Origin of the sequence: Streptomyces sp. NPDC127038 (assembly GCF_042725875.1) — a bacterium.
Classification (GTDB): domain Bacteria; phylum Actinomycetota; class Actinomycetes; order Streptomycetales; family Streptomycetaceae; genus Streptomyces.
This window is the reverse complement of record NZ_JBHXDQ010000049.1, coordinates 57908-70318: the sequence shown is the minus strand read 5'-3', so window position 1 is coordinate 70318 and position 12411 is coordinate 57908. Positions and strand designations below refer to the sequence as shown.

The following is a 12411-nucleotide window of genomic DNA, read 5'->3' as shown; positions in this document are numbered from 1 at the left end:
GTCCCGGCTCGACCCCGGGACACGGCACGGCGGGCCGTCGTGGGGGGCATGGTCGGCGAACCGCCCGAGCGCGAGGTGGGCTTCACCTCGCCGCGCGAGCGCCTCGACGTCCGTCATCCCCGGCGGCCGGCCGGTCCCATCGGCCGGCGGACCGTCAGAAGTCGTACGGCTTCCTGGTGTTCCAGTTCAGCACGTCGGCCTCGGTCCAGGTGAACTTCTGGTTCTGTCCCTTGCCGACGACGGAGTAGAAGGGGCCGGGGCGACCGTCCTCGCCGCGCAGCGCGAAGGCGAGCGACTGCGCCGTGTGGTTCTTGGAGCCGTAGTCGAAGAGGTTCACCGCGCTGTAGACCTTGGCTCCGGGCTGGAGCGTTATGCGCTTGTCGCCGCCCGGGGCGTCCTTCTTGGAGTGCGGGAGTGCGACGTCGGCCTTGTTCCAGTCGAGCACCACGGCCGGGAAGGAGGTCACCCAGCAGGGCTTGCTGCCCTCGTTCACCGCGGTGAGCAGCAGGTGGTCGCCCTGCTGGCCGGCGAACCGGTGCACGGCGGTGACCAGCATCCCGTCTCCGTGGCACGGCTGGGTGCCGGCCGTCGCGCTCTTGCTCGTGATCTCCTGCGCCCCGCCCGCCGCGTTCGCCGAGGGCGCCCCCTGCTTGGTGTCTCCACCGCTGACGGCCTTCGCCGCGCCGCCCTTGGCGTCCCCGGCCGAGGCGGGCCGACCGAGGGCGGTCCCCGCGGTGTGGTCGGGACCCGCCGCCTTCGAGCCGCCGTCGGCGCCGCCGCAGGCGGTCAGTCCCAGCGCCAGAGCGGCGGTGACGGTGGCCAGGGCGGCGGTACGGGCGGTACGTCGGGCACGGTACGTGGTCATGATGAAAGCTCCCCCATGGTCTGCCGGGACGCGGCACCCTCCCTCGCTCTCGCAGGGTGACCGGCCGCATCGGCTGTTTCGCTACACCCCATGAGATGACGCCCGGACGAGCATTGTTCACTCTGCTTTGTCCGCATTCGGTAACAAGGCAACCGGGCTCAGGCGCACCGGTGTTCACACGGTTCCCGGCAGTGGTGCGGCGCCTTCGGCCGGCGTCCGGCGCGCCCGGATGCCGTGGTTCGCGTTATGGACAGCCGGACCCCGTCGTGCTGTCATGTCCGCGGCACTATTTTTCCAACGTTGTAGAAGACGCGGGAAGGCAGGTCACCTCCATGTCGGTGAGCAGACGGAGAATCCTGGCCCTGGGCTCCGGCGCGCTGGGCGCCGCGGCACTCGGGGGCACGTTCACGGGGACGGCGGCCGCGCAGCCCCGGCCGGCGGCCGCGGGGGTGCCGGCCGACGCGTTCCAGAAGCTGCCGCCCGGAAGCGTGACCGCCCGCGGCTGGCTCGCCGGGCAGCTCCGGCTCCAGCTCGCCGGACTGTGCGGCACGTACGAGAACCTCTCGCACTTCCTCGACTTCTCGGCGACCGGCTGGGTGCATCCCGAGCACGACGCCTGGGAGGAGGTGCCCTACTGGCTGCGCGGCTACATCCCGCTGGCGATCGCCACGGGTGACGCGCACGCGCTGGCACGGTCGGGCGCCTGGGTCGACGGGATCCTCGCGACCCAGCAGAGCGATGGCTTCTTCGGGCCGCGCGGGTTACGCACGGCGCTCAACGGCGGACCGGACTTCTGGCCCTTCCTGCCCCTGCTCCAGGCGCTGCGGACGCAGGAGGAATACACCCACGACCAGCGGATCGTGCCGTTCCTCGTCCGCTTCCTGCGCTATATGAACAGCCAGGGTCCCGGAGCGTTCAACACCAGCTGGGTGTCCTACCGTTGGGGCGACGGACTCGACGTCGCCGTCTGGCTGTACCGGCGCACCGGCGAGGCCTTCCTGCTGGACCTCGCGGCCAAGATGCACCGCTACGGGGCCGACTGGACCGGAGCCACCCCGAGCCGGCACAACGTGAACATCGCCCAGGGCTTCCGCGAACCCGCCCAGTACGGGCAGTTGACCGGATCCGCCGACCTCACGCAGGCCACGTACCGCGCCTACGACGCGGTGATGGGCACCTACGGGCGCTTCCCCGGCGGCGGGCTGGCCGGTGACGAGAACTACCGCCCCGGATTCGCGGACCCCCGGCAGGGTTTCGAGACCTGCGGCATCGTCGAGTTCATGGCCAGCCACGAGCTGCTGACCCGCGTCACCGGCGACCCGGTGTGGGCCGACCGCTGCGAGGACCTGGCGTTCAACATGCTCCCCGCCTCCCTCGACCCCGAGGGCAAGTCCGTCCACTACATCACCAGCGCCAACAGCGTCGACCTCGACGACCACCCCAAGACGCAGGGCCAGTTCCAGAACGGCTTCGCGATGCAGTCCTTCCAGGCGGGCGTCGACCAGTACCGCTGCTGCCCCCACAACTACGGCATGGGGTGGCCCTACTTCACCGAGGAGCTCTGGCTCACCGACGCCGACGCGGGCCTGGTCGCAGCGCTCTACGCGCCGAGCCAGGTCAGGGCCGCCGTCGCCGGCGGAACGACCGTGACCGTCACCGAGGAGACCGGTTACCCCTTCCAGGACACGGTCACGTTCACCGTCTCCACGCCCCGGCCGGTGCGCTTCCCGCTGCGGCTGCGGGTGCCCGGCTGGTGCACCGGTCCCCAACTGCTCGTCAACGGAGCCGCGTTCGCGGCCTCGGACGGTCCGTCCTGGGCGCGCGTCGACCGCACATGGCACGACGGCGACGTGGTCCGGCTGCGGTTGCCCCAGCAGGCACGGCTGCGCTCCTGGCCCGGCCCGCAGGGCGCGGTCAGCGTCGAGCAGGGGCCCCTCACCTACTCGTTGAGGATCGGGGAACGCTACGACCGCTACGCGGGGGACGACGCCTTCCCCGCGTACGAGGTGCACGCCACCGCCGGATGGAACTACGGCCTCGTGCCCGGGACTTCACTGAGCCCGGCACGGACCGGTTCCGCCGTCCCCGACCAGCCGTTCACCCTCGCCACCACGCCCGTGTCGATCACGGCGCAGGCGCGCAGGATCCAGGAGTGGGTCGCGGACGACGAACACGTCGTCGCCCCCTTGCAGGACTCTCCCGCCCGCAGTGACGCGCCGGTCGAGACGGTCACCCTCGTCCCGATGGGAGCCGCCCGGCTCCGCGTCACGTCCTTCCCGACGGCCGCTCCGGACGGCCGGCAGTGGACGCCGGAACCACCGTTCCGCAGACTCGCCAACAAGAACAGCGGCAAGGTCCTGGCCGTCGACGGAATGTCGACCGAGAACAGCGCGCGCGTGGTGCAGTTCGACAACACGGGAACGGGCGACCACGCCTGGCAGCTCGTCGACCGGGGGAACGGCTGGCAGCTGATCCGCAACGGGAACAGCGGCAAGGTGCTCGGCGTCGACCGCATGTCCACGGAAAACAGCGCGATCGTCGTGCAGTTCGAGGACAACGGCACGGACGATCACCTGTGGGCGCTGGTCGACAACGGCGACGGCTGGTACCGCATCCGCAACAAGAACAGCGGAAAGGTTCTGGGCGTCGACGGGATGTCCACCGCCAACAGCGCCCAGGTGGTCCAGTACGACGACAACGGCACGGCCGACCACCTGTGGCGCTTCCTGTGACCGGCTGGGCCTGAGGGCACTAAACGGTCTGGAACGTGTGCCCGAAGCTCTGCCAGGTGGCGGTGCTGCCCTTGCCGCCATGGTCGAGGTCGAAGGTGGAGCCCGACAGAACGGAGGACCCGTCCAGGGCGACCACCGAGAAGTTGCCGCGGTACCGCCCGCCCTGTCCCGGGCCGCTGCGGTCCCAGTCGATGGTGAACGTGATGCTCTGACTGTCGACGAAGCCGGTCACCGCGCCGTCCAGGCCCGTCGTCGTCGCGTCCCCCTTCAGCGTGGCGACACCCTGCTCCGAGGCCTGCCCTTGTTCGATGTCCCTCATCTTCACGATGAACCCGTTGTCCTGCTGGAAGCTCCATGTCCCGGATACGTCACGTACGACCACGGCGATCGCCACCTTGAGTTCGGCTCGGTTCTTTGAAGCTTTGATTTCGCGTCGTGAATTTTGATGCGTCAACTTGGTAGCGGATCAAGGAACTTGAGTGGGTGTCCCGGGGACGAATCCCCGTTTCTTCCATGGAAACGCCGCCGCGACCCAGGCGCAAACGGTGGAGCGGCCGGATGCGCCACCGAGGGGCCGCCGTTCGGAGGCCGCCGTTCGACGGCCCCACTCGACGGCCCCCTTGCGCGGCGGATCAGGACGCCCGCCCGGCCCGGTTGAAGAGGCGCCCCGCGATGTCGACGCCCGTGACCGTCCCGTCGGTGTCGCGGGTGAACCAGCCTCGCTGGCCCTGGAGACCGCCCTCGGTGACGATGTACTCGTCGCCGTCGCCGGGGAGGAAGCCGATGCCGGCGGCCGGGTGGTCCGGCGGCATCTCCTCGTCGGAGGCCGCGCGGATCTCCGGCTTGATCCCGACCGCCAGCGTGAGTCGGGCCCCGTCGGAGGCGATGTCGAGGTTCATGGCGTCGATCTCGTAGCGGCCGACGACCTGACGGGCCCTCGCCTCGTCGTACGGCAGCGGCCGGGCCTGCTTCTCCGTGACGCCGAGGCAGTGCTCGAGCGTCCACCGCACCAGGGACTGGTTGAAGGGGTGGCCGTCCGGACCGAGGTTGGCCAGGGAGACCACCGCGAACTCGCGCTCGGGCACGATGAGCAGTTCGGCGAACTGGCCGTTGCCCGAACCGCCGTGGCCGATCCCGCGGAGGCCGTCGAGGTCGTGGAGGAACCAGCAGATCCCGAAACCGTCGCCGAGGGTGCTGCCGCGCAGGGCGACGGTCCGCTCGCGCATACGGTGCAGTTGGGCGGCGGGCAGCAGGCCGTCGCCGTCACCGAGCTGGAACCGGGCCCAGCGCAGCAGGTCGCTCACCGAGGAGGCGAGGCCGCCGCCGGGATGGTCGGCGCGGGCACCCTCCTTGAACGCGTTCCAGGGCCGGGCGACGCGCAGTTCGCCGTCCTCGGCGCGGTTGTAGCCGACGGCGAACTTGCGGACCATCGCCTCGGCCAGCCCGTACACGGTGTCCGTCAGGCCCACGGGCTCCAGTACGAGCTCGCGCATCGCCTGCTCGAACGGCAGGCCCGTGACCTTCTCGACGATCCGGCCCGCCAGGTTGTAGCCGGCCTGGCTGTACGAGGCGCGGGTTCCGGGCGGTGCGATCAGCGGGAGTTGGGGGAGCCTCGCCACCAGTCCGGCCAGTGAGCGGTCGCCGAGGCCGTCGTCGATCAGGTTCCATTCCAGGCCCGCGGTGTGGTTCAGCAGGTTCAGGACGGTGACCTCGGCCGCGGCCCGCTCGTCGGCGAGCCGCAGTTCGGGCACGTACCGCCGTACGGGCGCGTCCAGTTCCACCTTCCCCTGCGCCACCAGACGCATCAGCGCGGTCGCCGTGAAGGTCTTGGAGACCGAGGCCAGCGGGAAGAGGGTGTCCCGGTCCACCGGCAGCGGGTTGGCGAGGCTGGTCACACCGTGCGAGGCGTACGTCTCCTCGCCGTTCATCAGCACGCCGACGGCGACGCCGGGCACGCCGAGCTCGTCGGCCCGCGACGAGACGAACTCGGACAGCTCGTCCTGCAACTTGTCCTGCGGCATGACTCCCCCTCGGCTTCTTGAACTAAGTACGAGAAGGAGCGTAGAAGCCGCTTGAACAAAGTGCAAGACGTTCCATGAACTAAGTTCAAGTAAGGTGGCGGTCATGCCACGAGACACGCTGACCGCCGACCGGATCGTCCGTGCCGCCATCGAACTGCTCGACGACGAGGGGCTCGACGGCCTGAACATGCGCAGCCTCGCGCAACGGCTCGGCTCGGCCGCCACGGCCGTCTACTGGCACATCAAGAACAAGGACGACCTGGTCCGGCTCGCCAGCGACGCGGTCTGGGACGAGGTCGAGCTGCCCGCTCTCGACACCGGCGACTGGCGCACGGCGGCCACCGCCCACGCCACCGGTGTGTACGCGATGCTCACCCGGCACCCCTGGCTGGTCCAGGCGTTCGGCAGCCATCTGCTGTACGGGCCCGGACAGGCCCGGCACAACGACTTCGGCCTCGCCGTCTACGAGAAGGCCGGCTTCGCCCCCGCGGACGCGGACCGGGCGGCCGCGACCACCCTCGCGTTCGTGCTCGGCAGCACCCTCGGCCCCGCCGCGCAGGTGTCGCTGAACCGCCGGCTGAGCAGGAGCGGCGAAGGCGCCGAGCAGGCGATGGCCGACGCGATGGCGTCCGCCACCGAGACCGCCCGGCAGTTCCCGCGTCTGCGGGAACGTCTCGGCACCACGGCCGCCACGGAGTACGCCGGCGCCCCCGACGACAGCTTCGCGTTCGGCCTGCGGTCCGTCCTCGACGGGTTCGAGGCCCGGCTGGCGGCCGGCGGGGCCTGACGCACCGGCCCGGGGCCGACCGAGGTCAGCCCTGGTCCGAGGCGGGGCGCGCGGAGGCGAGGGAGGAGGCTTCCCAGGAGTAGCCGTCGAGGTCGGTGAACGCCGTGGCGGCGCTGCTGGTGAGGGCGATCCTGTGCGAGCCGCTGCCGTCGTCGGCGACCCCGACCTCCTTGGCCAGCGCGGCGCGCTTGTACAGCGCGAGCTTGAACTGGTCCGGGGAGTCCGCCGTGAACTCCGCGTACTTGCCGCCGAAGCTCTTCGCGACGGTCAGCCCCTGCTCGACGTAGAACCGCTTGGTCGCCTTCACGTCCTCGACGCCGAGCAGGAGCACCTTCTCGTCGATGGTGCCGGTGGCCGGGCCGGTGTCCTTCTTCGCGGAGGTCGCGACCTTCCAGATCGCTCCGTCGGGGGCCTGCACGACACCGCCGTAGCCCCAGAAGGACTTCGCCACGGGCTTCAGCGAGACGGCGCCGGCCGCGAGCGCGCCGTCGACGAGGCGCACGACGTCGGCCGGCTGGGAGACGGTGAGCGCGAGCGAGAAGCCGCGGAAGCCCGCCGTGGGCCCTTCGGCGGCGCGCAGGCGGAGCTGGGAGCCGAGGCCGAACGCGGTCGCGTAGAACTGGTCGGCGGCGGCCCGGTCGTCCACTTCGAGGGTGATGGCTGCGATGGAAGTCATGTCCTTCACGCTAGTCGCGGGGCGGTGCCGATGGCTTCTTCGATCCTGCTCGATGGCTGCCGTCCGACCGGTGGCTCGCGTACCGGCGCGACCGGATTCCCGCTGCCCGGGGAGCCGAACTCTTCACGCGCGCACTGAACGTCGGGCACGCCCCGGGCGTCACCGGTAGGCCGGCGCGTTCGACGCCGTCCCACCGTCCGTGTCCAGGGGGCATCATGCGATCCGTCAAACTGCTCGTCGTCACCGGCCTCGCCGCGGCCTCGACCCTCGGTTGCGGGGACGCGGCGACACCCGGCGGCGACAGGGCCGTCGTCGGCACCGAGCGCGCCCGCGAGGTCGCCGCCGCCTGGACGGGCTCCGAGGCGGCACGCGTCTGGCGGCAGGGCTACTACCCGCTCGGCGACGCCGTTCAGCTGCCCGACAAGGCGTTCCACGACGACAACGACAAACACGCGTACATCACCGGGAACTTCCGCCTGGAGGCCCCCCTTCCCGGCACGACGAAGCCCGAGGGAGAGGTCCGGTGGAGCGACGGCCGCTCGCTCACCCTCCCTCTCACCACCGCGCGAAGCGCGTACGACGAGCTCGCGCGCGGCGGGAACTCCGGCCCGTCCCTCCGTGTCACCGGGGCCCGGCTCGGCACGATGACCCTGCTGACCAGCCGAGGGACCGCCACCGTGCCTGCCTGGCTCTTCACGATCAAGGGATACGACACCCCCCTCAAGCGCGTCGCGGTCACCCCCGGAAAACTCCCCCGGCCTCCGATCGGGCCCGTCCGGAAGCAGACCGCCGCACTGGGACCGCTCGGCGGTTTCGAGGCGGTCGCCGGGAACGGCCGGACGCTCACCGTGCGTGCCGACCACGGCGCCTGCGACGACGGCCCCGCCGTCGACGTGCTCGAGACCCAGGACAGCGTGGTGCTCTCGGCCTCGATCCGGGGCGTCTCCGACGGCCCGTGCACGTCCGAACTGCGCACCGAGAAAGTGACCGTGAAGCTGCGCGGCCCGTTCGGCCGGCGGATCCTTCTGGACGCGTTCACCGGCAGGCCCGTGCCCTATCGGCAGCCCGGCTCCGCCTCGCCGAGCTGGAGCTGACCGCCCCGGCGGCACGCGCTCCGCCCGCGGGTCAGGTCCGCGATGCGACGTCCGACCGCAGCATCGAGTACATGACCATGTCGCGCCACGCGCCGGCCCGGAAGCAGGCCCCGCGCAGGACGCCTTCGCGGGTGAAGCCCGCTCCCTCCAGAGCGCGCTGCTCGGCGACGTTCGACAGCTCCGTGCCCGCCTCGACCCGGTTGACCTTGGTGTGGTCGAACAGATAGGCGGCGAGCTGACGCTGCGCCTGCTTCCCGTAGCCCTTGCCGCGTTCGACGGTGAGCAGGGAGATGCCGATGTTCCAGCACGGGGACGCCGGCCCCTGCATCACCTCGTGCCACTGCACCTCGCCCACGAACCGGTCGTCGTCTCCGGCGATCACCAGTCTGCCGCCCTGCGCCGACAGGAATCCGTCGGCCCACTGCTGCCGAAGTCGTCCGGGATTGCGGAAGCCGAAGAAGCCGTGGTCCCCGGCTTCCGCAGGGTCCTCATGAAGGCGTTCGAGCTGGTCGAGGTCCTTCTCGGCGACGGGGCGCAGGTGCGTGTGATCACGATTCGACATGATCACAGCGTACGAGGCGGCACTCGGCGGCCCCCGCCCGGTCCCGCAGTCCCAGGTCCGTTCCCCCTGCTTCCGCCCCGCCCGGGTCGCCCCCAGGAAGTCGATGGCCAGGCACGGTACCCAGCCCGTAGGCTCGCGGGGCGCAGCGGCGTGTAGCTCAGTCAGGAGAGCACCGGGCTCGGGACCCGGAGGGCGCGGGGGCGGAGCCCGCCACGTCGGCATGGACACGAACGACTCCGGCCGCGACGACGGCCATGACCCGACCACGCCCGGTCGGGGACCGGCGGAGATTCACCACGCCTACCCCCTGGGCGAGTTGGCCCGGGCCTTCACCACGGCCCTGACCCACCACGACCGGCGGGTGCGCACCCGCGCCGAGCGGCGCGTGGACCGCTGGCGGAAGGTCCTGGCCGGCATGGCCGACGGCACGCTGACCGTCGGGTCGCGCACTCCCGTGACCGGCCTGCCCGCCTGGGTCACCCCGCAGGTGGTCCGTGGCGGCTTCGCCACCGGCACACCGGCCGCGAGTGGCCCGCTGCTCGCGCACGAGTCCGACGCCGCGGAACGGGCCGGTCTGCCGGCCGAGCGGCGGGCCCTGTTCGCCCACGCCCTGACCACGCCGGGCCTCGCCGGACTCACGGACCTGCTGGAATCGGGCCGTTACGCCGTCGACCTGCCCGAAGAGGCCGCCCTGCTCACCGTCGCCTGGCTCGCCGACCACGGGGAGACCGCGACCGCACTGGAACTCCTCGACGTCCTGGAGCCGTTCGCCGACCGACTGCGGTTCGTGCCGCGGCCGGTTCCCGCCGCGCCCCCGGAGTCCGACAGCACCGTCGTGTTCCGCTGGACGGTCGAAGAGGTGCGCGGCCGGCTGCGGCAGCGGCGCCCGCACAGCGGCGTCGAGGCGATGAACGAGGCGCTGACCGTCTGGAACCCCTTCGCCGACGACCTGCTCGACCACTGGCTGAAGACCGTACGCGACGGCCGCGTCCTGGCGGGGACCGCCGAGCCGGACTGGACGGAGCACGCGGCCGCCCTGCTGGAGCGCTACCGCGCACTGGCCGCCGAGCACACCCGCTGCGGCAAGCACCGCCGCCCGAAGGAGAACGCGTTCATCCTCCGGACCGCGCTGGAAGAACGAGCGCCGGACTGACACTGCCGTGGACGGAGGAGATCGCGGCCGACATCTTCATGGGCACGTTCACCGCCAAGTTCCCCGCCGCGGCCCGGGTCGCGGCCGAGCTTCTCGACGGCACCCTGTACGCGGCCTACTACGGTATCGACCACGCGACCGTCGCCGGCCTCCACGCGTCCGTCTCCGACGGCGGGAAGGGCAATGGCGCCCCGCGGTTCGCGGCGTTGTGTCATGAACGCGCAGGCGTCGACGCGACGACGTGGCTGTCGGTCGCCCAGAGCGGCGCGGTGATCGAGCAGGCCCAGATCCTCACCACCCACAACCTCGCCCTCCTGGCAGGACCTGTCGGGGTGAGTCCGGAGTCCGGCTGGACGGCGCCGGCCCGTGGCGCGTTCGCCACCACCTGCCGGCTCGCCGCGCGGATCCACGGCAACCCGCGGCCGCTGAGGACCATCAAGGACATGGCCTACGCCTGGCGGCAGGCCCTGTTCTTCCTGTCGCTGGCCGCGCCCGACGAACAGGGCACGGCCCTGGCGCAGTTCGAGGAGGACGCGGCGCGATGTCCCGGCCACGCGCGAGCCCGCCTCGCGCCCGTCCTGGCGGGTCTGCGGTTCGTCCACGCGGGCGGCACGTTCGGTCCCGACGGCGGCCCGACGGACGGCGGCGCACGCCGGCTGGTGGGCTGGGCGCCCACCGGCCGCCACTGGCTCCAGGCCGAGCCCGCCGTGCGACGCCTCAGGACGCCGTGATCGCCTGGCTGGCGACGAGCCGCTGGTAGGGGGTGCAGCGTTCCAGGAGCGCGGGGTGGTCGCCGGTGTCGGTGACGGTGCCCTGGTCGAGCATGATCACGTGCTCGGCGTGCTGCACAGTGGTGAGCCGGTGGGCGACGACGATCACCGCGCGGGTCGTCGCCAGCTCTTCGATGATCGTCCGGAAGCGTTGTTCGTTGAGGCCGTCGAGCTGGCTGGTGGGTTCGTCCAGCAGCACGATGTCGGCGTCGGACAGGAGGGCGCGGGCGAGTGCCATGCGCTGCCGCTGGCCGCCCGACAGATCCGTCTCGCGGCCCAGATGGGTGTCGAGACCCTGGGGGAGGCGGGCGATGTCCTCGGTCAGGCCGACGGCGTCGAGGGCGGTGGCGAGCTCGGCGTCCGTGGCGGGGGTGGCGCGGCCGAGCTGGAGGTTCTCGCGGGCGGTGGCCTCCAGGAGCGTGAAGGCCTGGTCGACGTACGTGATGCGGGTGCGCAGGGCGTCCAGGGGCCAGTTCCGCGTGTCGTGCCCCAGGACGGTGATGGTGCCGGAGGAGGGCCGGATGAACCGGTCGATGAGGGAGAGGGTGGTGGTCTTGCCGGCCCCCGAGGCGCCCACCACGGCGGTGAGCCCGGTACGGGCGGTGGTGAAGGAGATGCCGTGCAGGGTGGGCCGGCCGGCTCCGGCGTGGGTGTAGGAGACGGAGTCGAAGGCGACGGCGGGCGCGTCGGGCAGCGGGGTCGGGGCGGTCCGGCCGTCGTCGGCCGGGTCGTTCTCCGGGGGCAGGAGCAGCAGGTCGTTGCACCGGTCTCGGGCGGCGAGCCCGGACTGGAGCCGGCCGAGGCCGGTGGCCAGGGTGTTGACGGAGGGGATGGCCTGGAGGAGATAGAGCAGGAACGCGGCGAACGCGGCCGCCGTGATGTCGCCCGAGGCGAGCCGGGCGCCGCCGGTGAGGATCACGGCGATCATGGCGAGCTGGTTGCCGAGCGTGAGCACGGCGGGGATCAGCGTGCCGAGCCGGGCGCCTTCCAGGGAGACGGAGCGCAGCCGTTCGGCGTCCTCGGCCAGGGCGCGGGTGGCCAGCGGCTCGGCCCGGTTGGCCTTGATCGTGGTGAGGGCCTCCAGGTTCGCGGTGAAGCGCTGGGCGATGTGTCCGACGGCGTCCTGCTGGCCGGTCACGTTGGCCCGCATCCGGCGCAGCACCAGCATCACCATGAGCGTCAGGGCGGTCAGCGAGACGAGGGTGACCACGGTGAGGACCCAGTCGATCCACACCATGACTCCCAGGGTCGCCGCGACGGTCACGGTGGCAAGCGGCAACTGGCTTGCGACATCCACGATCTGACGGAGCAGCAGGGCGTCGGAGGTGATCCGCGCGGCGAGTTCCCCGGTGCCCTGGGTCCGGACGACGGGAAGCGGCAGCCGCAGCGCGTGTTCCATCAGGGTGATGCGCAGCCTGTACGCCATGCGTTCGCCGATGCGGGCCAGCAGGAAGCCGGAACAGGCCTGGGTGAGCGCGCCGGCCGCGGCGGCCCCGCACATCAGGGCGATGTGCTCGCCGAGGGGGCGATGGCGGGAGAAGTCGGTGATGACGTCCTGGAGGAAGAGGGGCAGCGCCAGGGTGGCGGCGGTCGCGGCGAGGGCGAGGAGCAGGGCGGCGGTCAACGGGCCCGGTTCGGTGGTGAGTTCACGGCGCAGCCGCAGGGGGCCCGGTGTGCGGGCGGCGCGGGGGGCGGTCTCGTCGGCCACGGGGAACCTCTCTGGTGGGCGAGGGGGCGTCGCGTGGAGGCGC

Annotated in this window: 11 protein-coding genes and 1 tRNA gene; 6 read left to right on the top strand and 6 right to left on the bottom strand. The window is 71.8% G+C overall.

The genetic code is table 11. The features are described 5' to 3' along the window. Window positions 1–154 precede the first annotated feature (154 nt). Complete coding sequence (locus tag ACFWI4_RS28630) at window positions 155–865, bottom strand: DUF4232 domain-containing protein (protein WP_387201767.1); 711 nt, start codon at window positions 863–865, stop codon at window positions 155–157. Window positions 866–1197: 332 nt separating this feature from the next. Here ACFWI4_RS28630 and ACFWI4_RS28625 point away from each other — a divergent pair, with 332 nt between their 5' ends. After that, window positions 1198–3597 carry a beta-L-arabinofuranosidase domain-containing protein gene (locus ACFWI4_RS28625; RefSeq protein WP_387201764.1) on the top strand — a complete coding sequence of 800 codons (2400 nt, stop codon included), beginning with the start codon at window positions 1198–1200 and terminating at the stop codon, window positions 3595–3597. A 19-nt stretch (window positions 3598–3616) separates the two neighbouring features. On the opposite strand, the gene ACFWI4_RS28620 is transcribed toward ACFWI4_RS28625, so the two are convergent. Continuing rightward, the gene (locus ACFWI4_RS28620; protein ID WP_387201761.1) at window positions 3617–3979 is read right to left on the bottom strand and encodes a hypothetical protein; all 363 of its coding nucleotides are present in this window, start codon (window positions 3977–3979) and stop codon (window positions 3617–3619) included. 250 nt (window positions 3980–4229) lie between these two features. Next, window positions 4230–5618: a serine hydrolase domain-containing protein gene (locus ACFWI4_RS28615; protein ID WP_387201758.1), complete on the bottom strand. Its 1389-nt coding sequence runs from the start codon at window positions 5616–5618 to the stop codon at window positions 4230–4232. Between the two features lie 103 nt (window positions 5619–5721). On the opposite strand from ACFWI4_RS28615, the gene ACFWI4_RS28610 reads away from it, so the two are divergent. Then, the gene (locus tag ACFWI4_RS28610; RefSeq protein ID WP_387201755.1) at window positions 5722–6405 is read left to right on the top strand and encodes a TetR/AcrR family transcriptional regulator; all 684 of its coding nucleotides are present in this window, start codon (window positions 5722–5724) and stop codon (window positions 6403–6405) included. Between the two features lie 25 nt (window positions 6406–6430). Here ACFWI4_RS28610 and ACFWI4_RS28605 read toward each other — a convergent pair whose 3' ends face one another. After that, window positions 6431–7081, bottom strand: a complete 651-nt coding sequence (locus ACFWI4_RS28605; protein ID WP_387201752.1) for a glyoxalase — start codon at window positions 7079–7081, stop codon at window positions 6431–6433. 215 nt (window positions 7082–7296) lie between these two features. On the opposite strand from ACFWI4_RS28605, the gene ACFWI4_RS28600 reads away from it, so the two are divergent. Next, complete coding sequence (locus ACFWI4_RS28600; protein WP_387201749.1) at window positions 7297–8175, top strand: hypothetical protein; 879 nt, start codon at window positions 7297–7299, stop codon at window positions 8173–8175. A gap of 31 nt (window positions 8176–8206) precedes the next feature. Here ACFWI4_RS28600 and ACFWI4_RS28595 read toward each other — a convergent pair whose 3' ends face one another. After that, window positions 8207–8737 carry a GNAT family N-acetyltransferase gene (locus ACFWI4_RS28595; protein WP_387201746.1) on the bottom strand — a complete coding sequence of 177 codons (531 nt, stop codon included), beginning with the start codon at window positions 8735–8737 and terminating at the stop codon, window positions 8207–8209. A gap of 146 nt (window positions 8738–8883) precedes the next feature. Here ACFWI4_RS28595 and ACFWI4_RS28590 point away from each other — a divergent pair. The 3 genes from ACFWI4_RS28590 to ACFWI4_RS28580 all read left to right on the top strand — a co-directional run bounded on the left by ACFWI4_RS28590 (window position 8884) and on the right by ACFWI4_RS28580 (window position 10621). After that, a tRNA-Pro gene (locus tag ACFWI4_RS28590) sits at window positions 8884–8956 on the top strand. Between the two features lies 1 nt (window position 8957). After that, on the top strand, window positions 8958–9890 hold the full coding sequence (locus tag ACFWI4_RS28585; RefSeq protein ID WP_387201743.1) for a hypothetical protein: 933 nt from the start codon (window positions 8958–8960) through the stop codon (window positions 9888–9890). 38 nt (window positions 9891–9928) lie between these two features. Next, window positions 9929–10621 (top strand): hypothetical protein, encoded by a 693-nt coding sequence (locus tag ACFWI4_RS28580; RefSeq protein WP_387201740.1) that lies wholly within the window; start codon window positions 9929–9931, stop codon window positions 10619–10621. Here the strand turns inward: ACFWI4_RS28580 and ACFWI4_RS28575 are convergent. Continuing rightward, window positions 10608–12368, bottom strand: a complete 1761-nt coding sequence (locus tag ACFWI4_RS28575) for an ABC transporter ATP-binding protein (protein WP_387201737.1) — start codon at window positions 12366–12368, stop codon at window positions 10608–10610. The two genes, ACFWI4_RS28580 and ACFWI4_RS28575, sit on opposite strands and share 14 nt — an antisense overlap. Window positions 12369–12411: the final 43 nt, after the last annotated feature.